Genomic DNA, 24609 nt, shown 5'->3' on the forward strand with positions numbered 1-24609 from the left:
AGAGCGTTCAGTGCTTGCGCGGCGCCAGGTAGCCGAGCCAACGGCGTTCGGCCAACTTGAACAGGCGCACGAGGATGAAGGTCAGGCACAGGTAGAACACGCCCGCCGTGATGTAGGCCTCGAAAGGCAGGTAGTACTGGGCGTTGACCGTACGTGCCGCGCCGGTGATGTCGATCAGGGTGACGATCGACGCCAGGCTGGTGGTCTGCAGCATCATGATCACTTCGTTGCTGTATTGCGGCAGCGCCCGGCGCAGGGCCGAAGGCAGCAGGATACGGCGGTACATCTTCACACGCGACATGCCCATCGCCTTGGCCGCCTCGATCTCGCCATGGGGCGTGGCCTTGAGGCTGCCGGCGATGATCTCGGCGGTGTAGGCGCTGGTGTTGATGGCGAAGGCCAGGCAAGCGCAGAAGCTCGCACTCGACAGCCAGGGCCACAGGACGCTTTCGCGCACCGCCTCGAACTGGGCCAGGCCGTAGTAGATCAGGAACAGCTGCACCAGCATCGGCGTGCCGCGGATCACGTAGGTGTACAGCCAGGCAGCGAAGTTGACCACAGGCTGCTTCGACACGCGCATCAGCCCCAGCGGCACCGCCGCCAGCAGGCCGAAGAACAGCGAGAACGCCAGCAGCTTCAAGGTGGTCAGCAAGCCGCCCAGGTACAGCGGCATGGCCTCCCAGATGACGTTGTAGTCGAAGATCATAGTTCAGCCGCCTTTACGCCCACCGAGTAGCGCTTCTCGAGATACTTCAGCGCCAGCAGCGAGACACTGGTGATCACCAGGTACAGCGCCGCTACCGCCAGGAAGAAGGTGAAGGGTTCGCGGGTGGCGTCCGCCGCCTGCTTGGCCTTGAACATCATGTCTTGCAGGCCGACCACGGATATCAGCGCGGTGGCCTTGGTCAGCACCAGCCAGTTGTTGGTGAAGCCGGGAATGGCCAGGCGGATCATCTGCGGCACCATGACTCGGAAGAACACCTGGCGGCTACTCATGCCATAGGCCATGCCCGCTTCGGCCTGGCCCTTGGGAATGCCGAGGAAGGCACCACGGAAGGTTTCCGACAGGTAAGCGCCAAAGATGAAGCCCAGGGTGCCGATACCGGCGATCATCGGGTTGAGGTCGATGTAGTCCTCGTAACCCACCAGCGGCGCGACACGGTTGATGATGTCCTGGCCGCCGTAGAAGATCAGCAGGATCAACACCAGGTCGGGGATACCGCGGATCACCGTGGCATACATATCGCCCAGCCAGGCCAGCCAGCGCACCGGCGACAGGCGCAGGGCCACGCCGATCAGCCCGAGCACGATGGCCAGGGCCATCGACGACAGGGCGAGCTGCAACGTCAGCCACGCGCCATCGAGGATCACCGCCCCGTAGCCTTTCAACATGATTGGGATACCTCAGGCTTGGAAATGAAAAATGGTGCAAACCTCAGAGATTCTGCTGTTTGCACCATTGCACAGATGGGACCGGACAGATTACTTGGCGTCTGGACCGTAGATGTCGAAGGCGAAGTACTTGTCCTGGATCGCCTTGTACTTGCCGTTGGCGCGGATCGCGTCGATGGCGGCATTGATACGGTCGGCGTTGGCCTTGTCACCCTTGCGCACGGCGATACCCACGCCGTCACCGAAGTACTTCACGTCGGTGAAGGACGGGCCAACGAAGGCGAAGCCCTTGCCAGCGTCGGTCTTCAGGAAACCGTCTTCCAGCAGGGTGGCGTCGGCCACGGTGCCATCCAGACGGCCGGCGGTAACGTCGAGGTAGATCTCGTTCTGGGTGCCGTAGGGCACGACGGTGGCGCCTTTCGGAGCCAGCACTTCCTTGGCGAAGCGATCGTGGATCGAACCGCGCTGTACGCCGATCTTCTTGCCCTTGAGCTCATCCAGGCTGTCGCTGACGGCGACGCCTTCCTTCATCACCAGGCGCGCTGGGGTCAGGTAGTAGCGCTTGGTGAAATCGACCGATTTCTTGCGGTCTTCGGTGATCGACATGGACGACAGGATGGCGTCGATCTTGCGCACCTTCAGTGCCGGGATCAGGCCGTCGAACTCCTGCTCGACCCACGTGCACTTGGCCTTCATCTCTTCGCACAGGGCGTTGCCGATGTCGTAGTCGAAGCCGGCGATGCTGCCATCGGGCTGCTTGAAGGCGAACGGTGGGTAGGCGGCTTCGATACCGATTTTCAGCGGTTTCTCATCGGCCTGCGATACCAGGGAAAACACGGACAGCGCCAGGGCGCCAAGCAGTGCGAGCTTCTTCATCAGGTAACTCCATCGGTACGGGGCAATACAAGGCAGTTTGCAACAGCTGCCCGATATGCGAATGGGTACAACGCGAGCCGCGCAGGTTTCGACCAAGGTCGCAGACCACGAGCGAGTGAGTGGCATTTTAACGACAGCCCGGTAGTCGATATTTCTTCAAAGCGACAACTAGTTACAGAAGCGCCTGAACCTGCAGCGGGCGATATTGACAGCCCTCACAAAACATGCAAGAGCTCAAGAGAAATAACCTTTAACCGAAGCAATAAGCGGGCCTATTATTGGCAAAGCCTTGTAATCCGGCAAGTCCGACGGAGCAAGAGCAGAAAACCCTACACATAGGCACCAAGAGAAAGCACTGGGTGTTTCCTCGCGCCCCGCTTTTGTGCGAAAGCGGTGACAGGCCGAGGTTACCGATGAAAGTCGGTAACAGAATGCAAAAACCCCGCCGGTCAGGGCGGGGTCTCGCGTCTACGCCAAGGGGCTGCCAGGCAGCCCTTGCTTCATCAGGCCGTAGCCAGGTTCATGGCCTTGTGGGTGTCGATCAGGTGCTGTACCACACCCGGGTCGGCCAGGGTGGAGATGTCTCCCAGCGCGTCGTACTCGGCCGTGGCGATCTTGCGCAGGATACGCCGCATGATCTTGCCCGAGCGGGTTTTCGGCAGGCCAGGCGCCCACTGGATGACATCCGGCGAGGCGATCGGGCCGATTTCCTTGCGCACCCAGTTCTTCAGCTCAAGACGCAGTTGCTCGCTCGGCTCCTCGCCAGCGTTGAGGGTGACGTAGACATAGATGCCCTGCCCCTTGATGTCGTGCGGCACACCCACCACCGCCGCCTCGGCGACCTTGGCATGGGCGACCATCGCGCTCTCGATCTCGGCGGTCCCCATGCGGTGCCCGGATACGTTGAGCACGTCGTCCACGCGGCCGGTGATCCAGTAGTAGCCATCTTCGTCGCGGCGCGCACCGTCGCCGGTGAAGTACATGCCACGGAAGGTCTTGAAGTAGGTGTCGACGAAGCGGTCATGATCGCCGTACAGCGAGCGCGACTGGCCTGGCCAGGAATCGAGGATCACCAGGTTGCCCTCGGCGGCGCCTTCGATCAGGTTGCCCAGGTTGTCCACCAGCGCCGGCACCACGCCGAAGAACGGACGGGTCGCCGAGCCTGGCTTGAGGCCGGTTGCGCCCGGCAGCGGGCTGATCAGGATGCCGCCGGTCTCGGTCTGCCACCAGGTGTCGACGATTGGGCACCGTTCCTTGCCGACCGTCTTGTAGTACCAGTTCCAGGCCTCGGGGTTGATCGGCTCGCCCACCGAGCCCAGCAGGCGCAGGCTCGAACCATCGGCGCCGGCGACGGCGGCTTGGCCTTCAGCCATCATCGCGCGGATGGCGGTAGGTGCGGTGTAGAGGATGTTGACCTGATGCTTGTCGACGATCTTCGACACGCGGGTGATGTCCGGGTAGTTCGGCACGCCCTCGAACAGCAAGGTAGTGGCGCCATTGGCCAGCGGGCCATAGACGATGTAGCTGTGGCCGGTGACCCAACCGACGTCGGCGGTGCACCAGTAGACATCGCCTGGGCGGTAGTCGAACACCCGCTCATGGGTCAGCGAGGCATACACCAGGTAGCCGCCGGTGGTGTGCAGCACACCCTTGGGCTTGCCCGTGGAGCCGGAGGTATAAAGGATGAACAACGCTTCCTCGGCGCCCATTTCCTTTGGCGCGCAGTGGCTGGCGGCGACCTTCATCAGGTCTTCGTACCAGATGTCGCGGTGCTGGTGCCAGGCGATGTCGCCACCGGTGCGCTTGCACACGATGATCTTCTGCACGCTGTTGGTTTCAGGGTTGGTCAGCGCCAGGTCGACGTTGGCCTTGAGCGGAGTCCGACGACCGCCGCGCACGCCTTCGTCGGCGGTGATCACCACCTTGGACTTGCAGTCGATGATGCGGCCGGCCAGGGCCTCCGGCGAGAAGCCACCGAACACCACCGAGTGGATCGCCCCGATACGAGCACAGGCCAGCATGGCCACCACGGCTTCCGGGATCATCGGCATGTAGATGGTCACCACGTCGCCGCGGTGCACGTCCTGGCCACGCAGGGCGTTGGCGAACTTGCAGACCTGCTCGTGCAGCTCGCGGTAGGTGATGTTGCGGTGCTCGGAAGGGTCATCGCCTTCCCAGATAATGGCGACTTGGTCGCCGCGCTCGGCCAGGTGGCGGTCGAGGCAGTTGTAGGAAACGTTCAGAGTGCCGTCAGCGAACCACTTGATATCCACGTGGTGGTCATCGAAGGAGGTCTGCTTGACCTTGGTGAAGGGCTTGATCCAGTCCAGGCGCTGGGCTTGCTCGCGCCAGAAGCCGTCCGGGTTGATCACCGATTGCTGGTACATGGCCTTGTAGGTGGCCTCGTCGGTCAGGGTGGTGGCCGCAACCTCGGGACGAACGGGATACAGTGGAGCCGCACTCATCTGTGTTACCTCGGTGTAATAGTTGTTTTTGTATGGGACCGTTTTTAACTGCACCAACGCGAACAAGGCCATTCGACGTTGGTAGTACCGACGCCCTCCGGCGCCGCTGAAAATCCATGAGAAGCCTCTGGATCAAGCCCTGCGTCAAGATGAAGAAATACCTGAACGGGTGTTCATGCAGGATTGTTACAGATTCTGTCAAAAGACCGAAAAACTTTATCAAAACGCCCTCTGTTTCATTACCCAGCCCGCCCATAAAATTCGTCTCGCCCACAAAGGCACACTGATTAACTTCGTTTAACTTTCTGTTACGCCCCCACGAAGGCAAGTTAATCCTCATCTAATCCAACCGCTGAAAACTGGTTGTCACGCGGCGCCACAAGTGCCGCGCGCCCCTTCACGACCTTAGACAGGTAATTGAAAATGAAAGCGTTACTGGCATTGGTACTTGGCAGTCTTTGCACCACGGCATTCGCCGATGAAGTGGCCAAGGATGTCGAGCAGATTCCGGTCGAGCAATACAGCTACTCACAGCACCTGGATGTCGCCCGGGTGATCTCCATGAGCGAAGTGCCCAACGTCTGCGAAGTGGTTCCTGCACGCATGACCTACGAGGACTCCAAGGGGCAGCGGCATATTCTCGAGTACCGCGTGATGGGGGGTGGTTGCTCCAACGGCTGATATCGCGCACCGACCGCTTCGCGCCCCGGAAAACCTTCTGCTACAGGTCTTGAATACCACACAAGACCTGTAGGAGCGGGCTCGCCCACGAAGAGGCCAGCACTGAAATCCGAACGCTTGGTTCATTACCCCAGCGACTTGTTCAATGAATAATCACGCAACTTGTTGGCAATCGTCGTATGTGAAACCCCCAGCCTTTTACCCAATGCCCGGCTCGTAGGAAACTCACTCATCAAACTTTCAAGCACCGCTTTTTCAAACCGCCCGACAATATCGCCAAGTTCCCCCTCCAGGGAAAACTCTCCCAACGGCTGGCGCACGCCATAATCCGGCAGCCGAATATGCTCGCCCTTGACCACGCCGCCCTCGCATAACGAAACCGCCTGAAACAACACGTTCTCCAGCTGCCGGACATTGCCCGGCCAGTGGTACTGCGCCAGCTTGTCCATTGCCGTAGGCGCCAAGCGTGGCAAGGCGCAGCCGATCTGGCGGCTGGCCTGATCGAGAAAATGCTGTACCAAACCGTCCAGGCCATCCATGCACTCGCGCAGCGGCGGAATGTGCAACGACAGCACATTGAGCCGGTGGTAGAGGTCCTGGCGGAATTCGCCTCGGGCGCACAGCTCGGAAAGGTCCACCTGGGTCGCACAGATCACCCGCACGTCCAGGTACACCTCTTCATCACTGCCTACACGACGGAAGCAGCCGTCCTGCAAAAAACGCAGCAGCTTCACCTGCAAACGCGGGCTCATCTCACCCACCCCGTCGAGAAACAGTGTGCCGCCCGCGGTCAGCTCCAGCAGCCCCAGCTTGCCTTCGGCCCGTGCGCCCTCGAAGGCGCCTGGGCCATAGCCGAACAGTTCGGTCTCGGCCATGGACTCCGGCAGCCCCGCGCAGTTGAGCGCCATCAACGGCGCCTGCCCTCGCGGGCTGGCGAGGTGGCAGGCGCGGGCGAGCAGTTCCTTGCCGGTGCCGGTCTCGCCTTCGATCAGCAGCGGCGCATCCAATGGCGCCATGCGCCGCGCCTCGCGCACCACCGCTGCCATTACCTTCGAGCTCTGGAAGATACTGTCGAAACCCCGCAGTTCCTGCTTGCGCACGTTGTAGATACGCTCGCCGATGCGGTCGGCGCGGTGCAAGGTGAGCACCGCGCCGGCCAGCGCCTCGCTGTCGTCGTGCTCGGACTGCAAGGGCGCGATATCGGCCAGGAATACGTCGCCATGCACCTTGATGCGCAGCCCATTGACCCGCGACTTGTTGGCCCGCACCAGCTCCGGCAGGTCGAAATCCTCGACGTAGCGCGCCAGCGGCATGCCTGGCACCTCGTCCACCCGCACCCCGAGCAACTGCGCGGCAGCACGGTTGGCGGCGACGATACTGCCGCCCATGTCCACCGACAGCACCGGGAACTCCAGAGCGCCGAGCAGCGCATTGAGCTCCATATGCCGACGCTCGCTGGGCATCAACCCCACACGCTTGACCCCGAACACGCCGGCGATCGACTCGAACTTGGGCCGCAACGCCTGGAACTGCAGGTTCATCAGGTTCGGGCAATGCAGGTAGATGGCGTTGCCGTGATCGCCCCCCACCTCTCCGCGCAGGACGTTGATGCCGTACTCCACCAGCAGGTTGAGGATGTCCCGCAGGATGCCGATGCGGTTCTGGCAGTGCACTTTGATACGCATGGAAGGCCTCGACGCGGCCAGATTTCTGATCGGCTCGCGGAAAATTCGTAAAGAAAAGCTGACAAATTCATCGCCATTGCCAGCCCGATAAACGCGATTTTCCGTCCACGAGGCGGTTTTGTAAAATTTACGTTACGAGAACCACAGAAAAGTCGCTGCCCAAGCCTCGTGCATGCGATGCAAAAAGAAGGATGAAGGGATATTCCTAAGGCATGTCGTGTTCATAACAAGAAAGCCCTCAGCAGGAGCGCCCCATGAAACAGACGCAATACGTGGCCCGCGAGCCCGATGCGCAAGGTTTTATCGACTACCCACAGCAAGAGCATGCGGTGTGGAACACGCTGATCACCCGTCAATTGAAGGTGATCGAAGGCCGGGCCTGCCAGGAGTACCTCGACGGTATCGAACAGCTCGCGCTGCCCCACGACCGCATCCCGCAACTGGGCGAGATCAACAAGGTGCTGGGCGCCACCACAGGTTGGCAGGTTGCCCGCGTGCCGGCGCTGATCCCCTTCCAGACCTTCTTCGAGCTGCTGGCCAGCAAGCGCTTCCCGGTCGCAACGTTCATTCGTACCCCGGAAGAACTCGACTACCTGCAAGAGCCCGATATCTTCCACGAGATCTTCGGCCACTGCCCGCTGCTGACCAACCCATGGTTCGCCGAATTCACCCACACCTATGGCAAGTTGGGCCTGGCGGCGACCAAGGAAGAGCGCGTATACCTGGCGCGCCTGTACTGGATGACCATCGAATTCGGCCTGATGGACACCCCGCAAGGGCAGCGTATCTATGGTGGTGGCATCCTTTCCTCGCCGAAGGAAACCGTCTACTGCCTGTCCGGCGAGCCTGAGCACCAAGCCTTCGACCCGATCGAAGCCATGCGCACGCCGTACCGCATCGACATTCTGCAGCCACTGTATTTCGTGCTGCCCAACCTCAAGCGCCTGTTCGACCTGGCCCATGAGGACATCATGGCCATGGTCCACCAAGCCATGCAGTTGGGCCTGCACGCCCCGAAATTCCCACCCAAGGCGGCCTGAGCCGTCTTGCCGACAACAACTCGAAGCGGAAAAAACCCATGAATGCCTTGAACCAAGCCCACTGCGAAGCCTGCCGCGCCGACGCCCCGCGGGTAACCGATGAAGAACTGGCCGAACTGATTCGCGAAATCCCCGACTGGAACATCGAAGTGCGTGACGGCCACATGGAGCTCGAGCGCGTATTCCTGTTCAAGAACTTCAAGCATGCCCTGGCTTTCACCAACGCCGTGGGCGAAATCGCCGAAGCCGAAGGCCACCACCCGGGGCTGCTGACCGAGTGGGGCAAGGTCACCGTGACCTGGTGGAGCCACTCGATCAAGGGCCTGCACCGCAACGATTTCATCATGTGCGCACGCACCGACGAGCTGGCCAAGACGGCTGAAGGACGTAAGTAACGCCTGACGCATCGCGTCGCTCTTTTCGCGGGCAAGCCCGCTCCTACAGGCCCTGCGTCGTTCGCGAAGCCTGTAGGAGCGGGCTTGCCCGCGAAGCATTTCCCGCCGCCACCCGTCCGCTGTTCGCCCGCAAAAACCGACAAACGCGGCGGAAAAAACTCAATCTGTCATCCAGACTGCTGTATCCTGCCCCAGCTTTTGAAGCTTCCGATACGCGCCTAGCGCTGCCCTTTCACTCACACTTGCGAGGAACGACGAGATGCATGAAATCCCGAATCTTCCCTTCCCAAGCCTGAAACCCGAAGAGCAAACCGCCACCGCCCATGCCGCCGAGCCGGCACCTGCCCAGCAGGATGGTGACGATCAGAACAGCGCCGACCAGGAATAATCGCGCATCCCTCCGACAGTGTGAAAACGGCTGGCTTGCGGACCACCGCCTTCATCACGTTTTCACACCGTCCAGCCAGGTCGTATCTCACTACCCCCATCGCCCTACCGCCTGTACCCATCGTGCGACTCCCCTCAACGGAGTACGCGCCATGCCCCCACTCGACCTGCTCATCGACGCCATCCGCCGACAAGACATCGTGTTGGAAAGTGACGTTTCTGGACCCTATGACCTGCGAACCTCGCTCAGCCTGCACTTCGACCGAGCGTTCGACATCGACGACCGGTTCCCCCAGCAGCTTCAGGACCACCAACTACGCGAAGCCCTGGAACAGGCGCTGAACGGCGAGAAAGCAGCGCGCTATCTGAATGCCTTTTTCAAACGTCCGTCAGACACCGCCGCCACCCCGCACGATTGCGCATTGTTCTTCAGAACCCTGGTAGCACGGGCAACCCCGCAAGCACTGCCATTCCCACCACCTGCCGCCAGTGGCTACCGCGCATGCAGCCTGGCCCAGAAGCTCTGGGCCGGACACCACAGCCTCAAGCACCGCGACGCTTTCCTCATGGCCACCTTGCTGCTGTACAGCGAATTGCCCGATCAAGCGGCGCCTGCCCTTGGCCCGGCCACACCCTTGCAACTCGCCGGTTATCTGGACCTCGATGCCCTGTTGAACGCTCTGCTGGCCATCCCTGCGGGCAGCAATCGCACCGAACACCTGTTCGCGACGCTCGAAGCGCAGTTGTACTTCCATGGCGTGCGCTACCGAGCGCCGACACCCCGCGAATGCGAGGCTGGCTACCAACCCAACGAACACGGCAAGGTCGCCCTGCCCGGCACGGCATTGAACGCGCCGGCCGCACAGGTACTGGATGCCGTGCTGCAATCACAATCGTTCAACCAGTGGGCCGAACGCCTGGCGAACGCTGCGCGGCTTGCAGCGCAGGTCAACCACCGCGACCTGGCCGAGCAGGCCATGGTCGACTGGTTGTACCCACCGCACAGACGGCGCGCAGGTGTCGTGCTGGACTTCGAATTGTTCAGCGAGGAAAACCGCGAGCTGCCCTTCGCCGACATTCGTCGGGACCTGGTCAATAGCCTGCAGAGCAGCCTGGATTGCCGCCCAGCCGCTGCCGAACTGGCCGCGGAACTGCTGTTGCGCCGGTTTGCCCCCGAGCTGCTGCTGGACGACGTCCCGCGCGACCTCCCTTACCAGCCAGACCTGAACTGGGCCAACCTGCGCCAGGGGGTGATGCTGCTGCGCGCCACGCAACGCCCCCTGGAATATGAGCAGGCCGACCAGGCATGTGGCCTGCCGCTCTCGGACATCAGCAGCGCCAGCGAAGCGCTGTACGACACGCTGAGCCAATGGGGCCCGTTGCTGGGCCACATCGACAGCCTGCCGCCGTGGTCGGCGAAGCAATGGCAAGGCATCTACGATCGCTACCTCAACGCCTGGGACCAGGAGCAACTGCAACAGCGTCCCGACCGCATGGCCGAGGCATACCGCCTGCTGGAGGCTGCCAACATCGACCCTGGCGCACGCAATGTCGATGGACAGCTTCACCTGGAGGCCTATATCGATACCCCCTCGACCTATGCGCAAAAAGGCCTGGCGAACGTCACGCAGTGGTTCGACAACGCTTTCGAACAGTGGCTGGAGTCGGCGGCAAAGATCCACGAACAGATGCTGCAACGGTTATTGTCGCAACTGCCCGCCAACTACCTCGAGGCGCTGAACAAAGGCCCGTGGACATGCCAGGCCGCCACCTGGCCCCGCTATGAGTTGGCAGGCCCGGTACCCGCGTACGCCGACAGCCCCGAAGCGCACTGGCGATGGGAAGTGGGCGTCGCAGGCATGCGCATAGTGCTGCCAGGGGAGCAGCACACGACGCTGCTGGAACTGTTCCCACAGACCTTGCAGTGGCGCGAGTCGGACATTCCCGCGAACGCGCCCAAGCACATCATCCTGGGACCGGAGCCCTGCTACGAGGACTACAATGGCGCCCCGCCGGCCTGGGAGGTCGCGCGCATCGCCGTGCGCCTGGTGGAAATCGGCCGCTCGCCTACGCAGCACCTGCTGCAGGCGTTGAAGCACACCTACGTGCAATCCGTGGCCCTGGCCAACGCTGCAACCCTGCGTGCGCTGTGCAAAGGCGCCACACGCCACGAAGCGTTTCTGGCCGAGAAACGCAGTGCCAGCAATTGGCGTTACGCCTGGAATCTGATCAAGAATATCGTGCCGGGCGCATCGTGCATCGCCCCCGAAAACGCAGAGGATGCGGCCGCCTGCATCCTCGACGTGCTGCTGGGAGCAGCCAAGACCACCGCGGCGCTTCGCCGTGCCGCAAGCCCGCTGGCTCGCCTGTATGGCAGCAACGCGCACACCGCAGGCAATGCACGCCTAGGGCTGGTGAAAGCGGCCAAGCGCTGGTCTGAACTTCCCGCCCTGCCCCAAGCGGTCTATGCCCGTCAGCTCGGCCCCAGGCGCTGGCATAGCCTGCCCGAGCTACCCGGCCAGACGTCCTGGCCGCAAACCTTCAAGATCGACCAACCACCTCCGCGCGGCCTGACACCTGAACAATTCAGGGGTGACCCAGCCAGGTCAGGAAGACCATGGCTGACGTGGGAGGGGCATCCATCACCCATCGCGATCGCCCGCAACGATGGCTCCATCGATGCGCTGATCAATGGCGGGGCCTACCGCTATCACCCCGACGAGCCCGGCTACCTACTGCGACGTATCGACACCGAAGCGCTGCCATCGGCACCCGCCCCAACCCTGCAGAGCGCCCCCTACCGCAATGAAGCAGGGCGCTACATTGCGTTGAACTTCGCGCCCCCGGCCAACGATGCGCGCACACCCGTGTTCGGCCAGCAGGTCAGCCATGCCTTCCAGACCCAGCGGATCGAACCGGCCCCCATACGCCTGCAGGACAGCCTGCATCCCGGCGACCGCTGGGCACAGGTCATGGTGTACCAGGGCAAGGTGGTCAGGCACACCGGCCAGCCCAACAAACCGTTACTGGCGCTCAAGGCGCAGGGAGCACAGGTTCAGTTGGGCGTCATCATTCCTCCCGTATACCACCGCACCATCACGGCCGACCCCCTGGCGGAATTCTGGTTCGGGCTACCCGACTCGCTAAGCCCTGCGCAAGTCCAGCTGATCGCACGCGTCTGCCCCCCTGTACACCTCGGTGGGCTGGCCAGGACCGTGCCGGACCGGCGCACCCTGCGCGCAGCGATGATCGACTGGCGGGGCCGTGACTGGATAATCGTAGAGGCGGATACCGGCGTGTTCTATGCCACTCAATGGGACCTTTCGAACTGGCAGGTCCGCCAGCTGAAAGCGCTGAGCGCCGGCACGCTGAGACCGGGCAATGCGCCTGCGCCACTTGCAGGCAACCGGCTGGTTCTGTCGCGAGTGCGCGAAGACAGCATGATCGCGCGCTACCTAGAGGTCAGCGAAACCTACCGCATCGTCGCGACCCGGCCAAACCTGCAACGCGACATCGACAACCTGACCTCACTGCTGCACGACTGGCTGGAACATGGCCGCCCCGCAGCGCCTCGGGGCCCCGACCTGTTCAAAGAGCTGCATGACGCCGCCGAGGCGCGCATGCTGCCCGAATACGCCAGGAACATCCTGACCAACCCAAGCGCCCAGGACGCGCTGACCGGTGTCGACAGAATGAGCCTGGCTGGCCTGAACCGGCAGATCATTCCCACCTCCCGCCCGCTCAGGCAAGCCGCGACAGGGGAACAGGCGCACGTGGCCGAAGTGCTCAACCGCTTGCTGCCCGCCAGCGGCAGCGCGTCGCCGTACACCTCGATGAGTGCCGCCCAACTGCTGAGCGAACCGGGTGCCCAGCAACTGCGCAAGCATCTGTCCGGCGCCAACCTGGCATTCGCCACAGTCACCTTGGACGATGACAGCCGCCGGGTTTATTTCGCACTGTCCGGCGGCGCCAGACATCGTACGATGGTCATCGACACACCACCAGAGACGCCACAGTCAAGGACGTCCTATATCGATGCTCGCCAGCGCATGGAGGGCCAGGCGCCTTCATCACGCTTTAGCGAACTGCCTACCCTGCGACGCCCCGAGCACCTGAACATCACCGAGCACCGTCGCCATCTGGATTCCGAGCGCCTGATCGCCACGGTGCTCAACGCCGATTTGCTCAGCGAGCACGAGCGCGTGCGCAGCATTGAGATATTCACCCTGTTCAGCGCCTGCCGTTCCTGTGGCGGCTACGTGCTGCCGCGCCTGCGCCTGGACTATGGCACCTCGTCCTTCAGCGTCAGTTGGCTTCTTGACTACAAGGAGTAGGCAGCAAGCTGTGGGCGGGGTCGCTGAAGCGAACCCCGCGCGCAGTTAACGCTGGGCGTACTGCAACACCACTTCCAGCGGGTGGCGCATCTGCCGCTCGGTCAAGCGTTTGACCTGGCTGCGGCACGAATAACCCGTGGCCAGCGGCTCGCCTTCGTTGCCCAGCTTGGTCGCCCAGGACTGCTCGAAGATGGTCTTCGACGTCGCCTGGTTGCGCGCCTCGTGGCCATAGGTGCCCGACATCCCGCAGCACCCCGTGGCCTCGGTGACCAGCTTCAGGCCCAAGCGTGCGAACACCTGCTCCCACTGCCTGGTGCTGGCCGGCACGTTGGTCTTCTCGGTGCAGTGGGCCATCAGACGGAAGTTGCCTGCCTGGGTAGCAGCCTGTTCCGGCAACACGTCCATCAACCACTCCTGCGGCAGCAGCACTTTGGGGCAACTCTCCAGCCCCTCCACCTTCTGGTACTCCTGGCGATACACCAGGGTCATGGCCGGGTCCAGTCCCACCAGCGGCACGCCGCAGTCGGCCAGGGCCTTGAGTTGGGTGGCAGTACGGATCGCCGTCTTGGCGAAGGCACCGAGCAAGCCCTGCACGTGCAGCGGCTTGCCATTGGCGCTGTACGGCGCGAGGAACACCCGATGGCCGAGGCGGTGCGCCAGCTCGATGAACGACGCCAGCAGCGGCGTCTCGAAGTAGCGAGTGAAAGCGTCCTGCACCAGCACGATGCTGCGCTCGCGCTGGGCCGGGGTCAGCTCGCGCAGCGCCGGCACGCTGGCCACGGAAACCCGGCAACGGGTCAGGGTGGCTTGGAAGTTGAAACGGCTGATCAGCGGGCTGTCGACCATGCCGACCTTGTCCGCCAGCAGTCGGCTCACCCACTTCGAGCCCATCACCGCGTTATACAGGCCTGGCGCACGGGCAAGGTACGGGATGCTGAACTCCAGCGAGCCGATCAGGTAGTCACGCAGCGGTCGCTGGTAACGACCGTGATACAGCTCCAGGAAGCGCGAACGGAAGTCCGGCACGTTGACCTTGATCGGGCATTGCCCGGCGCACGATTTGCACGCCAGGCAACCGGCCATGGCCTCGTACACCTCATGGGAGAAGTCGGCCTGGCCTTGATTGCGTGCGCGGTTGTTGCGCAGGCGCGCCGGCAGGCCTGTGAGCCACGGCACCCGATTGCGCGCCGCCGCCAGCACGTCGATGTCTGCCGCGCCTTGCAGGCGCAGCCACTCGCGAATCAGCGAGGCGCGCCCCTTGGGAGAGTGCTGGCGCTCGCGGGTGGCCTTCCACGATGGGCACATGGCGTCGTTGGGGTCGTAGTTGTAGCAGGCGCCGTTGCCGTTGCAGTGCACGGCGCTGGCGAAGCTCTGCCACACCCGCTCGTCGATGCTGCGGTCGAGGTCGCCACGCAGGGTCACGCCGTCGACCGGGGTCAGGCCCTCGACGCTGTCCGGTGGCGTGCAGATCTTGCCGGGGTTGAGCTGGTTATGCGGGTCGAACGCGCCCTTGAGGCGTTGCAGCGACGGGTACAGCTCGCCGAAGTACTCGGGTACGTATTCCGAACGCAGGCCCTTGCCATGCTCACCCCACAACAGGCCGCCGTAGCGCTGGGTCAGTGCCGCCACGGCATCGGAAATCGGCTTGACCAGCGCGGCCTGGGCCGGGTCCTTCATGTCCAGCGCCGGGCGCACGTGCAGCACGCCGGCATCCACGTGCCCGAACATGCCGTAGGCCAGGCCATGGCTGTCGAGCAGCGCGCGGAACTCGGCAATGTAGTCGGCCAGTTGCTCCGGCGGCACGGCGGTGTCTTCGACGAATGGCTGCGGCCGCACCTCGCCCTCCACGTTGCCCAGCAGGCCCACCGAACGCTTACGCATGGTATAGACACGGCTGACCGCCTCGGCGCCTTCGGCCAGGGTGTGGCCCAGGCGCTCGACGCTGGTGTCGTCTTGCAGGTGGGCGATGAATGCTTCGACCCGGGCGCGGACCTCGGCCGGCGCGTCGCCGCAGAACTCCACCAGGTTGATCCCCAGGGTCGGGCGCTCGGGGTCGGCTGGGAAATATTCGGCCACGCTGTGCCAGACGATGTCCTTCATTGCCAGCATCAACACCTTGGAGTCGACGGTCTCGATCGACAGCGGCTTGAGCGCCATGAGCGCATTGGCATCGCGCAGGGCGTCCATGAAGCTTGCGTAGCGAACGTTCACCAGCACTGCGTACTTCGGGATTGGCAGCACGTTGAGCTTGGCTTCCACCACGTAGCCCAGCGAGCCCTCGGCGCCGCACAGCACGCTGTTGAGGTTGAAGCGGCCCTGCTCGTCGCGCAGGTGCGCCAGGTCGTAGCCGGTCAGGCAGCGGTTGAGCTTGGGAAAGGTCGTTTCGATCAGCTCGGCCTGGGTTTCCTGGATCTGCCGCGCGGTGCGGTACACCTCGCCGGCTCGGCCCGGCGCGGCGCAGGCCTGCTCCAGCGCGGCATCGTCGATCGGCAGGCTGTGCAGGCGCTCACCGCCCAGCAGCACGCTGTGCAGTTCGAGTACGTGGTCGCGGGTCTTGCCGTAGGTGCAACTGCCCTGGCCGCTGGCGTCGGTGTTGATCATGCCGCCGACGGTGGCGCGGTTGGAGGTGGACAGCTCGGGGGCGAAGAACAGCCCATGGGGCTTGAGCGCAGCGTTGAGCTGGTCCTTGACCACCCCGGCCTGGACCCGCACCCAACGCTGCTCGACGTTGATTTCGAGGATGTTGTTCATGTGCCGCGACAGGTCGACGACGATGCCGTCGGTAAGCGATTGGCCGTTGGTGCCAGTGCCGCCGCCACGGGGCGTCAGGCGCACCTGGCGGAAGCGCTCTTCGCCCATCAGGGCGGCTACACGCGCCACATCGTCGGCATCCCGCGGAAATACCGCAGCCTGGGGCAGGCGCTGGTAGATCGAATTGTCGGTGGCCAGCACCGTGCGAGTGCCATAGTCGGCGCTGATCTGGCCTTGAAAACCGCTGGCACGCAGGGCTTCGAGGAATTTCGGGTAATCGGCGGCGAGCGCGTCGGTTTGCAGCGGGGCGATCATCGAAGGATGGCCTCTTGGTATGGGGCTGATCACGGAAAGCTTGTCTGGCTGGCATGAGTCTGCGTATGCCAGATGACGAATGTGCCAATGTTCCTGTAGTTTCCAGCCCAGGGCAAACGGATAATCCTGCCGCTATCAATGACTTTTATGAATGAATTACCGCCACCTGACACCGTCGATGTCGTTGCTGCTGGCCTTCGAGGCCGCCGCCCGGCATGAAAGCTATACCCGCGCTGCCGCCGAGCTGTCGCTGACCCAGAGCGCGGTAAGCCGCCAGGTGCAGGCGCTGGAGCAGCAACTGGGGCTGACGCTGTTCCGCCGCGAAGGTCGCCAGGTGCAACTGACCGATGTCGGGCGCTTGTACCAGCGCGAGCTCAGCGAAGCGCTCGGGCGCATTCGCAGCGCCACCTTGCAGGCACTGGCCTACCAGTCCGGCGTCGGCACCCTGCGCCTGGCGACCCTGCCGACCTTCGGCTCGAAATGGCTGCTGCCGCGCCTGCACGCTTTCTACGGCGCACACCCCGGCATGCTGGTGCACATTCATTCGCGTATCGAAGCGATCAACTTCGACACCAGCGAGATCGATGCGGCCATCGGTGTTGCCAGTCATGACCTGCCGGGGCTGATCTGTCATCGGCTGCATGCCGAAGAACTGGTGGTGATCCTGCCGCCCCAGGCGAAGGCCGAGGCCCACGGCTGGAGCCCGGCATGCATCAGCGAGCAAGTTCTGCTCAACGTGGCCAACAACCCCCATGCCTGGGGCGAATGGTTCTCCCACCATGCCCTGCCCCACCGGGCCATGCGCCTGGGGCCGAGCTTCGAGCTGACTTCGCACCTGATCCAGGCGGTGCGTGCGGGCATCGGTATCGGCCTGGTGCCCCGCATCCTGGTGCAGGAGGAACTGGCCAAGGGCGAACTGTTCAGCCCCGGGGAGCCGTTCGCCAGCCAGCGCAGCTACTACCTGATCTACCCGCCGCGCAACGAGGCGCTGCCCTCGTTGCGGGCGTTTCGTGGGTGGTTGCTGCAGCAGATCTGACTGACTGAGCGCCTCTACCGGCAACAAAAAACCCGATGCCAGCTGCCCAGCATCGGGTTTCATGTTTTCCATCCAGAGGTTTACTTGGCCACGGACCCCGCCGCCCCGTCAGCCTGCACCTGGCGCTTGCTCTTGACGACGTAGAACAGGTACATCACCACCAGCCACACCGGAATCGCATAGACCGAAACCTGGATGCCCGGGATCTGCAGCATGATCCCCAGGATCAGCACCACGAAGGCCAGGCACAGGTAGTTGCCGTAGGGGTACCACAGCGCCTTGAACAGCGGCTTCTGGCCGGTGCGGTCAAGGTGCTGGCGGAATTTAAGGTGCGAGTAGCTGATCATCGCCCAGTTGATCACCAATGCCGCGACCACCAGCGACATCAGCAGCTCCAGCGCATGATGCGGCATGAAGTAGTTGAGCAGCACCGCCACCAGGGTGAACGCCGCCGAGGCCAGGATCGCCCGCACCGGCACGCCACGCTTGTCGATCTTCGCCAGGCCCGCCGGGGCATCGCCCTGCTCGGCCATGCCATAGAGCATGCGCGCGTTGCAGTAGGTGCCGCTGTTGTACACCGACAGTGCAGCGGTCAACACCACGAAGTTCAGCAGGTGAGCGGCCACATCGCTACCCAGCAGCGAGAACACCTGAACGAACGGGCTGCTGCCGTAGCTGCCGCCAGAGGCGTCGATGCTGGCGACCAGGTTGTCCCACGGGGTCAGTGACAGCAACACCACCAACGCACCGATGTAGAAGATCAGGATGCGGTAGATGACCTGGTTGATCGCCTTCGGGATCACGGTTTTGGGCTTGTCGGCCTCGGCTGCGGTGAAACCGAGCATCTCCAGGCCGCCGAAGGAGAACATGATGATCGCCAGTGCCATCACCAAGCCGCTCACGCCATTGGGGAAGAAGCCGCCGTGCTCCCACAGGTTGGCCACCGAGGCATCAGGGCCGCCGCGGCCACTGGTCAGCAGGTAGGCGCCCAGGGCAATCATGCCGACGATGGCCGCGACCTTGATGATCGCGAACCAGAACTCGGCCTCGCCGAACACCTTCACGTTCATCAGGTTGATACCGTTGATGAGCAGGAAGAACGCCGCCGCGGTCACCCACACCGGGATCTCGGGCCACCAGTAGTGGACATATTTGCCGACGGCCGAAAGCTCCGACATCCCCACCAGGATGTACAGCACCCAGCAGTTCCAGCCCGAGAGAAAGCCTGCGAAACCGCCCCAATATTTATGGGCAAAGTGGCTGAAGGAGCCGGCCACCGGCTCTTCGACGATCATTTCGCCCAGCTGGCGCATGATCATGAAGGCGATGAAGCCGCAAATGGCATAGCCGAGGATCATCGACGGACCGGCGGACTTCATCACGCCGGCCGAGCCCAGGAACAACCCGGTACCGATGGCGCCACCCAGTGCGATCAACTGGATATGGCGGTTTTTCAGGCCACGCTTGAGTTCGCCTGACTGCTGCGAATTGTGTCCACTCATGAACGAAATCACCTGCTTGTTTTTATCTGTGACGAAATCGGACCCACCGCGCTCGTGGCGCAGCGGAATGAGCAAGGTAGCTACCTTGGTTTCTCAAGCTGGGGTATCGCGCCAGGCTCAGGTGCCGGGCAAAACCGCAAGGCTTCGGCGAGAGTGCGTTGTACGCAAGGGGGTCACAGATAAAACGCGGCGCATTGTATACCCCTGCAAGCGCGCAGGGGTCAACGCGCGCGTCATTTTCTGATGAAAAAACGCAGCGGTCCCGAGGAAAAGGCCTTCAAGGGCGAAGTGATCGGCGTGCATGGCGCCTCCATTTGTTGTTGTGATGCCAAGCTCTCCGGCCTGGCTGTTTGCGCTCGGCAATGGCGTTATCTCAACGCCTGGCGCGACGTTGGGCAAGGCATCGAGCAGCACTTGAAGAGGTCGGTAATGCCGAGCCTGGCAAGTTCTATTTACAGGAGGAGAAAAAGCGGAGCGCCGCGAGGGAAATAGATCAAAACCGTAAAGAAATTCTTACAAAGTGGTTCAAAAGGTTTCCACTGACGTGGAAAAAGCCTTGCATATCATCGAGTTGACGTAACTCCTGGAAACAACGGCCACAAAAAAGCCAGCCGAAGGCTGGCTTTTGCACCACAACCGAAGCGATCAGCCGCGCGGCTTACCATGGCCATGACCTGCGGGCTTGTCACCGCTTGGCTTGGCAGGGCGCTTGCGCATCTCGCTGGGACGCTCGGCGACCGCGCTGCCGCGGCTCCCCTTGCGCGCTGGCGCTTCTTCCCGGGCAGGCCGTGCCGGACGCTCGTCCGAGGCCTGCGGGCTGGCCGGGCGCAGAGTCCGAACGCGCTCGCCGCGACCCAGTGGGCGGGTCGATTTACGCTGCATGCGCTCGAGCTTGTCCTTGGCCTTGAGGTTCATCTCCGGCAGCGCAACCGGCTGCAAGCCGACTTCGGCAGAAAGAATGTCGATCTCGCCCTGGCTCATTTCGCGCCAGCGCCCCATCGGCAGGTCGGAGTTGAGGAACACCGGACCGAAGCGCACGCGCTTCAGGCGGCTGACCACCACCCCCTGGGATTCCCACAGGCGACGCACTTCACGGTTGCGTCCTTCCATCACCACGCAGTGATACCAGTGGTTGAAGCCTTCGCCGCCCGGTGCCTTCTGGATGTCGGTGAACTTGGCCGGGCCGTCCTCGAGCATCACACCCGCCTTGAGGCGTTCGATCATCTCGTCGTCGACCTCGCCACGCACACGCACCGCGTACTCGCGGTCCATCTCGTAGGAGGGGTGCATCAGGCGGTTGGCCAGCTCGCCATCGGTGGTGAACAGCAGCAGGCCGGTGGTATTGATGTCCAGCCGGCCGATGTTGATCCAGCGGCCTTCCTTCGGGCGTGGCAGGCGGTCGAACACGGTCGGGCGCCCTTCCGGGTCGTCACGGGTGCAGATCTCGCCATCGGGCTTGTTGTACATGATCACCCGGCGGGTCGCCTCGGCGGCTTCCACGCGTTTGATCAGCTTGCCATCGACGGCAATGGCATCGTGCAGGTCGACGCGCTGGCCCAAAGTGGCCTCGACGCCGTTGACCTTGATACGGCCCTGGCTGATCCAGGCCTCGACATCGCGGCGCGAGCCTACGCCGATGCGCGCGAGCACCTTTTGCAGTTTTTCGCCGGACGGCGGGGTTGGCTGGGTTTCTTGCAGGTCTTTGTCACTCATCTGGGCACCTCCCGGTGTACTAGCAGTGAAAGCGGTTTGGCGAGCGAATGCGCCAAGGGGCGCGAATCATACGTGGTTTGTTGGCGTAGCGCACTGGAGCGTAGAAGTTTTTCGCGGCCAGAACCGGGTTTTCTGCCAGGTGGTCGTGTCGGCATTACCGCCCCGTTCGCGGGCAAACCGGCTCCTACAGGGGGTGCGGCGCACCGTGCAGCAGCGGGCGTGCCCGCGAAAGAGGTTCGGACAAACGCCTCAGGGCTCCAGCTTGCCCTCGACCTGCTCAGCCTGCACGTCCTCGCGCAGGTCCTCGAAATCGGTCTTGAGCCCTTCTTCCATGGCATCCAGTTCCACCAGCAGGCTGCGGAAGCTGGTTTCCTCCTTCGGCGTCACTTCCGTACCCTCGTCCTCCTCCCGCAAGCTGGCATCGGCCAGGGCCTGCAAGTGCGCGGGCACTGGCGCGTCGTCCGGGTCAAGCAAAGGTGCCGGCTCCAGCTCGCGCAGCTCGGCCAGCGGCGGTAGCTCGTCGAGGCTCTTGAGGTTGAAATGGTCGAGGAATGCCCTGGTGGTGGCGAACATCGCCGGCTTGCCAGGCACTTCGCGGTAGCCGACGATGCGGATCCACTCGCGCTCCATCAAGGTCTTGATGATGTTGCTGTTCACCGCCACGCCCCGCACATCCTCGATCTCGCCGCGGGTGATGGGCTGGCGGTAGGCGATCAGCGCCATGGTTTCCAGCAGCGCACGGGAATAGCGCTGCGGCCGCTCTTCCCACAGGCGCCCGACCCAGGGCGCGTAGGTTTCGCGAATCTGCAGGCGATAGCCGCTGGCAACTTCCTTGAGCTCGAAGGCCCGGCCATTGCAGGACTTGGCCAGCACCTCGAGCGCCTTCTTGAACACCGTCGGCGCGGGGCGCTCGGCTTCCTCGAACAGCTCATAGAGACGCTCGAGCGATTGTGGCTTGCCCGAGGCGAGCAGGAAGGCTTCGATCAGCGACGCCAGGTCGCGGGGTTCATTGAGGTTCATGGCGGAAGGCTTGTGCTCTTGCTTCAGTCTGCCCGGGCGCGGACATGGATCGGGGCGAAGGGCTCATTCTGCACCAGTTCGATGAGCGATTCCTTTACCAGTTCAAGAATCGCCATGAAGGTGACCACCACGCCAAGCTTGCCCTCCTCGGCGGCGAACAGCTCGACGAAGGGTACGAAAGCCCCGCCCTTGAGACGTTCCAGCACCTCGCTCATGCGCTCGCGGGTGGACAACGCCTCACGGGTGATCTGGTGGCTCTCGAACAGGTCGTTACGCCGCATCACCTCGGCCATCGAGACCAGAAGTTCCTCCAGGCTGACCTCGGGTAGCAGCCTGCGCACTTTGGCCTGGGGGGCCTCCAGGCGTGGCACCACGACCTCGCGGCCCACCCGTGGCAGCTCGTCGATGCCTTCGGCGGCAGCCTTGAAGCGCTCGTACTCCTGCAAGCGGCGGATCAGCTCGGCGCGTGGGTCGCCCTCTTCTTCCTCGACCTCGCCGGAGCGCGGCAGCAACATGCGCGACTTGATTTCGGCCAGCATCGCGGCCATCACCAGGTACTCGGCAGCCAGCTCCAGGCGCACCGATTTCATCAGTTCGACGTAGCTCATGTACTGACGGGTGATCTCCGCCACAGGGATGTCGAGAATGTCGACGTTCTGCTTGCGGATCAGGTACAGCAACAGGTCCAGCGGGCCTTCGAAGGCTTCGAGGAACACCTCCAGGGCGTCCGGCGGAATGTACAGGTCCACCGGCAGCTCGGTCACGGCCTCGCCGTAGACCAGCGCCAGTTGCAGTTGCTGGGGCGTCTCGAGCAGCTCGGCCGGTGCTTCGGCCACTTCCAACTGACTCACGCGTTGGCCAGGAACGGCGTCGGGTCGCCGCAGCCTTCGCGGATCAGCTCCGGCTCATCGCCCGCCAGGCTGATCACCGTCGAAGCCTTCAGGTCGCCGAAACCGCCGTCGATGATCAGGTCGACATGGTGCTCCAGGCGCTGACGGATCTCGTAGGGGTCGGTCATCGGCTCGTCGTCGCCCGGCAGAATCAGGCTCACACTCATCAGCGGCTCGCCCAGCTCTTCGAGCAGGGCCAGGGCGATTGGGTTGGACGGTACGCGCAGGCCGATGGTACGGCGCTTTTCGTGCAGCAGCAGGCGCGGCACCTCGCGGGTGGCGTTTAGGATGAAGGTGTAGGGGCCGGGAATGTGGGCCTTGAGCAAGCGGAAGGTCGCCGTGTCGATCTTGGCGAACAGGCCCATCTGCGACAGGTCGCAGCACAGCAGGGTGAAATTGTGGTTTTTATCCAACTGACGCAGGCGGCGCACCCGCTCGACCGCACCCTTGTCGCCGATCTGGCAGCCCATCGCATAGGCCGAGTCGGTCGGGTACACCACCACCCCGCCCTTGCGGATGATCTCCACGGCTTGCTTGATCAGGCGCGCCTGCGGGTTTTCCGCATGAATCTGGAAAAATTGGCTCACGTAGTCTTCCTGTTCATACCGCCATAGGCTGTTCATGCTTGAATCGATGCCACAACGGTGGCAGGTCCTCGGGCAATGGCCGATAGGCACCGATCTCGCCCCAGGTGCCGGGGCCGTGGAAGTCACTGCCAGCGCTTGCCAGCAGGCCGAACTCACGGGTAAGGATGGACAGGGTGCCCACCTGTTCGGGCGGCATCATGCCATTGACCACTTCAAGCGCCTGCCCACCTGCCTGAATATAGTCGGCGACCAGCCTTCTGCGCTTGCTGCGTGTCAGTTCGTAGTGCATCGGGTGGGCAAGGCTGACCCATGCATTGGAGTCGCGCAACGTCGCCACAGTTTCCTCCAGGCTCGGCCAATGCAGCTTGACGTCACCCAGCTTGCCGGCGCCCAGCCATTTGCGGAAGGCCTCGCCGCGGTCCCTGACGTGCCCGGCGCGCACCAGGAACTCGGCGAAATGTGGCCGCGCCGGGGCGTTGCCGCTGTCGCCCAGTTCCTGCTGCACTGCCCGCGCGCCTTCCAGGGCGCCGGCCATGCCCTTGCTCGCCAAGCGCTTGGCGATGTCCTCGGCACGTAGCCAGCGCCCGCGATGCAGGGCCTCGATGGCGGCAAGCAGAGGTGGGGCATCCAGCGGGAAATTGTAGCCCAGGACATGAATGGTCGCACCGCCCCAGGTGCATGACAGCTCCACCCCACTGACCCAGCGCATCCCCAGCGCGGCACACGCCTGGCGGGCCTCGGGCAAGCCTTCGAGGGTATCGTGATCGGTCAGCGCCAGGGTCTGCACGCCGTGCTCATGGGCCCTGGCGACCAGTACCGAGGGCGCCAGGGCGCCGTCGGAGGCCGTACTGTGGCAATGCAGGTCAACATTCATGGGAGGAGCGCTTTCGCAGGAATCGATGTTTGTTATTATGCCGCCACATCCCGCTTCTGGCTGCCACCGTGAAACAATTCATCGATTTCATCCCGCTGCTGTTGTTCTTCATCGTCTACAAGCTCGACCCACGCCCCGTCGAAATTGCCGGGCATGGCTTCGAGTTCGGCGGCATCTACAGCGCCACGGCCATGCTGATAATCAGCTCGCTGGTGGTGTATGGCGCGCTGTTCCTGCGCCATCGCCGCCTGGAAAAGGGCCAGTTGCTGACCTTGGTCGCATGCCTGGTGTTCGGCGGCCTGACCCTGGCCTTCCACAGCGAAACCTTCCTCAAGTGGAAGGCGCCGGTGGTCAACTGGCTGTTCGCCCTGGGCTTTGCCGCCAGCCACTTCATCGGCGACCGGGTGCTGGTCAAGCGCATCATGGGCCACGCCCTGACCTTGCCCGATGCCATCTGGACCCGCCTGAACCTGGCCTGGATCGTGTTTTTCCTGGTATGTGGCGCGGCCAACCTGTTCGTCGCCTTCACCTTCCAGGACTTCTGGGTCGATTTCAAAGTGTTCGGCAGCCTGGGCATGACCGTGGTGTTCCTGGTCGCCCAGGGCCTGTACCTGTCGCGCCACCTGCACGACACCGACTCCACCACCCCCGAGACCAAGGACTGAC

The 24609-nt window shown here is 63.1% G+C and carries 20 protein-coding genes; 8 read left to right on the forward strand and 12 right to left on the reverse strand.

What is annotated here, in order from left to right:
- Positions 1-7: 7 nt before the first annotated feature.
- The 4 genes from RAC97_RS11310 to acs form a co-directional block, all read right to left on the reverse strand.
- Positions 8-706: an ABC transporter permease gene (locus tag RAC97_RS11310; RefSeq protein WP_375101575.1), complete on the reverse strand. Its 699-nt coding sequence runs from the start codon at positions 704-706 to the stop codon at positions 8-10.
- Positions 703-1392, reverse strand: coding sequence for an ABC transporter permease (locus RAC97_RS11315; RefSeq protein ID WP_375101574.1), 690 nt, complete (start codon positions 1390-1392; stop codon positions 703-705). Before RAC97_RS11315 ends, RAC97_RS11310 begins: the two co-directional genes overlap by 4 nt.
- A 90-nt stretch (positions 1393-1482) precedes the next feature.
- Positions 1483-2268 (reverse strand): ABC transporter substrate-binding protein, encoded by a 786-nt coding sequence (locus tag RAC97_RS11320; RefSeq protein WP_375101573.1) that lies wholly within the window; start codon positions 2266-2268, stop codon positions 1483-1485.
- Positions 2269-2771: 503 nt separating this feature from the next.
- Positions 2772-4733 (reverse strand): acetate--CoA ligase, encoded by a 1962-nt coding sequence (acs, locus tag RAC97_RS11325; protein WP_375101572.1) that lies wholly within the window; start codon positions 4731-4733, stop codon positions 2772-2774.
- 423 nt (positions 4734-5156) lie between these two features.
- Between acs and RAC97_RS11330 the strand changes: the two genes are divergently transcribed.
- Complete coding sequence (locus RAC97_RS11330) at positions 5157-5414, forward strand: DUF2790 domain-containing protein (RefSeq protein WP_375101571.1); 258 nt, start codon at positions 5157-5159, stop codon at positions 5412-5414.
- Positions 5415-5539: 125 nt separating this feature from the next.
- Here RAC97_RS11330 and RAC97_RS11335 read toward each other — a convergent pair whose 3' ends face one another.
- Positions 5540-7099, reverse strand: a complete 1560-nt coding sequence (locus RAC97_RS11335; RefSeq protein WP_375101570.1) for a sigma-54-dependent transcriptional regulator — start codon at positions 7097-7099, stop codon at positions 5540-5542.
- A gap of 254 nt (positions 7100-7353) precedes the next feature.
- On the opposite strand from RAC97_RS11335, the gene phhA reads away from it, so the two are divergent.
- The 4 genes from phhA to RAC97_RS11355 all read left to right on the forward strand — a co-directional run bounded on the left by phhA (position 7354) and on the right by RAC97_RS11355 (position 13255).
- A complete protein-coding gene (gene phhA / locus RAC97_RS11340) occupies positions 7354-8139 on the forward strand; it encodes a phenylalanine 4-monooxygenase (protein WP_375101569.1) in 786 nt (261 codons plus the stop codon).
- Between the two features lie 38 nt (positions 8140-8177).
- On the forward strand, positions 8178-8534 hold the full coding sequence (locus tag RAC97_RS11345; RefSeq protein WP_375101568.1) for a 4a-hydroxytetrahydrobiopterin dehydratase: 357 nt from the start codon (positions 8178-8180) through the stop codon (positions 8532-8534).
- Positions 8535-8793: 259 nt separating this feature from the next.
- Positions 8794-8922 carry a hypothetical protein gene (locus RAC97_RS11350; RefSeq protein ID WP_375101567.1) on the forward strand — a complete coding sequence of 43 codons (129 nt, stop codon included), beginning with the start codon at positions 8794-8796 and terminating at the stop codon, positions 8920-8922.
- Positions 8923-9073: 151 nt separating this feature from the next.
- The gene (locus RAC97_RS11355) at positions 9074-13255 is read left to right on the forward strand and encodes a deaminase domain-containing protein (RefSeq protein WP_375101566.1); all 4182 of its coding nucleotides are present in this window, start codon (positions 9074-9076) and stop codon (positions 13253-13255) included.
- A gap of 45 nt (positions 13256-13300) precedes the next feature.
- Here RAC97_RS11355 and RAC97_RS11360 read toward each other — a convergent pair whose 3' ends face one another.
- Positions 13301-16321, reverse strand: a complete 3021-nt coding sequence (locus RAC97_RS11360) for an FAD-binding and (Fe-S)-binding domain-containing protein (RefSeq protein WP_375101565.1) — start codon at positions 16319-16321, stop codon at positions 13301-13303.
- A gap of 151 nt (positions 16322-16472) precedes the next feature.
- Between RAC97_RS11360 and RAC97_RS11365 the strand changes: the two genes are divergently transcribed.
- The gene (locus RAC97_RS11365) at positions 16473-17357 is read left to right on the forward strand and encodes a LysR substrate-binding domain-containing protein (RefSeq protein ID WP_375101564.1); all 885 of its coding nucleotides are present in this window, start codon (positions 16473-16475) and stop codon (positions 17355-17357) included.
- Positions 17358-17437: 80 nt separating this feature from the next.
- On the opposite strand, the gene RAC97_RS11370 is transcribed toward RAC97_RS11365, so the two are convergent.
- Positions 17438-18859: an amino acid permease gene (locus RAC97_RS11370; protein WP_375101563.1), complete on the reverse strand. Its 1422-nt coding sequence runs from the start codon at positions 18857-18859 to the stop codon at positions 17438-17440.
- A 243-nt stretch (positions 18860-19102) separates the two neighbouring features.
- Here RAC97_RS11370 and RAC97_RS11375 point away from each other — a divergent pair, with 243 nt between their 5' ends.
- Complete coding sequence (locus tag RAC97_RS11375) at positions 19103-19351, forward strand: hypothetical protein (RefSeq protein ID WP_375101562.1); 249 nt, start codon at positions 19103-19105, stop codon at positions 19349-19351.
- Between the two features lie 153 nt (positions 19352-19504).
- On the opposite strand, the gene rluB is transcribed toward RAC97_RS11375, so the two are convergent.
- The 5 genes from rluB to RAC97_RS11400 form a co-directional block, all read right to left on the reverse strand.
- Complete coding sequence (gene rluB, locus RAC97_RS11380) at positions 19505-20572, reverse strand: 23S rRNA pseudouridine(2605) synthase RluB (protein ID WP_375101561.1); 1068 nt, start codon at positions 20570-20572, stop codon at positions 19505-19507.
- A 249-nt stretch (positions 20573-20821) separates the two neighbouring features.
- Entirely contained in the window at positions 20822-21592 is a 771-nt protein-coding gene (gene scpB, locus RAC97_RS11385) for an SMC-Scp complex subunit ScpB (RefSeq protein ID WP_375101560.1), read from the reverse strand.
- 23 nt (positions 21593-21615) lie between these two features.
- Positions 21616-22314: a segregation and condensation protein A gene (locus RAC97_RS11390; RefSeq protein ID WP_375101589.1), complete on the reverse strand. Its 699-nt coding sequence runs from the start codon at positions 22312-22314 to the stop codon at positions 21616-21618.
- A 125-nt stretch (positions 22315-22439) separates the two neighbouring features.
- Complete coding sequence (locus RAC97_RS11395; RefSeq protein WP_375101559.1) at positions 22440-23069, reverse strand: L-threonylcarbamoyladenylate synthase; 630 nt, start codon at positions 23067-23069, stop codon at positions 22440-22442.
- A 13-nt stretch (positions 23070-23082) separates the two neighbouring features.
- The gene (locus RAC97_RS11400) at positions 23083-23943 is read right to left on the reverse strand and encodes a PHP domain-containing protein (protein ID WP_375101558.1); all 861 of its coding nucleotides are present in this window, start codon (positions 23941-23943) and stop codon (positions 23083-23085) included.
- A gap of 68 nt (positions 23944-24011) precedes the next feature.
- On the opposite strand from RAC97_RS11400, the gene RAC97_RS11405 reads away from it, so the two are divergent.
- Positions 24012-24608, forward strand: a complete 597-nt coding sequence (locus RAC97_RS11405) for a septation protein A (RefSeq protein ID WP_375101557.1) — start codon at positions 24012-24014, stop codon at positions 24606-24608.
- The last annotated feature ends 1 nt before the right edge of the window (position 24609 follow it).

It is taken from the genome of Pseudomonas sp. LS_2 (genome assembly GCF_042709235.1).
Taxonomy (GTDB): domain Bacteria; phylum Pseudomonadota; class Gammaproteobacteria; order Pseudomonadales; family Pseudomonadaceae; genus Aquipseudomonas.

What these genes read in the sequence shown, in the direction of transcription:
- RAC97_RS11310 (WP_375101575.1), bottom strand. Translation starts at nt 706, where the DNA reads ATGATCTTCGACTACAACGTCATCTGGGAGGCCATGCCGCTGTACCTG.
- RAC97_RS11315 (WP_375101574.1), bottom strand. Translation starts at nt 1,392, where the DNA reads ATGTTGAAAGGCTACGGGGCGGTGATCCTCGATGGCGCGTGGCTGACG.
- RAC97_RS11320 (WP_375101573.1), bottom strand. Translation starts at nt 2,268, where the DNA reads ATGAAGAAGCTCGCACTGCTTGGCGCCCTGGCGCTGTCCGTGTTTTCC.
- acs (WP_375101572.1), bottom strand. Translation starts at nt 4,733, where the DNA reads ATGAGTGCGGCTCCACTGTATCCCGTTCGTCCCGAGGTTGCGGCCACC.
- RAC97_RS11330 (WP_375101571.1), top strand. Translation starts at nt 5,157, where the DNA reads ATGAAAGCGTTACTGGCATTGGTACTTGGCAGTCTTTGCACCACGGCA.
- RAC97_RS11335 (WP_375101570.1), bottom strand. Translation starts at nt 7,099, where the DNA reads ATGCGTATCAAAGTGCACTGCCAGAACCGCATCGGCATCCTGCGGGAC.
- phhA (WP_375101569.1), top strand. Translation starts at nt 7,354, where the DNA reads ATGAAACAGACGCAATACGTGGCCCGCGAGCCCGATGCGCAAGGTTTT.
- RAC97_RS11345 (WP_375101568.1), top strand. Translation starts at nt 8,178, where the DNA reads ATGAATGCCTTGAACCAAGCCCACTGCGAAGCCTGCCGCGCCGACGCC.
- RAC97_RS11350 (WP_375101567.1), top strand. Translation starts at nt 8,794, where the DNA reads ATGCATGAAATCCCGAATCTTCCCTTCCCAAGCCTGAAACCCGAAGAG.
- RAC97_RS11355 (WP_375101566.1), top strand. Translation starts at nt 9,074, where the DNA reads ATGCCCCCACTCGACCTGCTCATCGACGCCATCCGCCGACAAGACATC.
- RAC97_RS11360 (WP_375101565.1), bottom strand. Translation starts at nt 16,321, where the DNA reads ATGATCGCCCCGCTGCAAACCGACGCGCTCGCCGCCGATTACCCGAAA.
- RAC97_RS11365 (WP_375101564.1), top strand. Translation starts at nt 16,473, where the DNA reads ATGAATTACCGCCACCTGACACCGTCGATGTCGTTGCTGCTGGCCTTC.
- RAC97_RS11370 (WP_375101563.1), bottom strand. Translation starts at nt 18,859, where the DNA reads ATGAGTGGACACAATTCGCAGCAGTCAGGCGAACTCAAGCGTGGCCTG.
- RAC97_RS11375 (WP_375101562.1), top strand. Translation starts at nt 19,103, where the DNA reads ATGAAAAAACGCAGCGGTCCCGAGGAAAAGGCCTTCAAGGGCGAAGTG.
- rluB (WP_375101561.1), bottom strand. Translation starts at nt 20,572, where the DNA reads ATGAGTGACAAAGACCTGCAAGAAACCCAGCCAACCCCGCCGTCCGGC.
- scpB (WP_375101560.1), bottom strand. Translation starts at nt 21,592, where the DNA reads ATGAACCTCAATGAACCCCGCGACCTGGCGTCGCTGATCGAAGCCTTC.
- RAC97_RS11400 (WP_375101558.1), bottom strand. Translation starts at nt 23,943, where the DNA reads ATGAATGTTGACCTGCATTGCCACAGTACGGCCTCCGACGGCGCCCTG.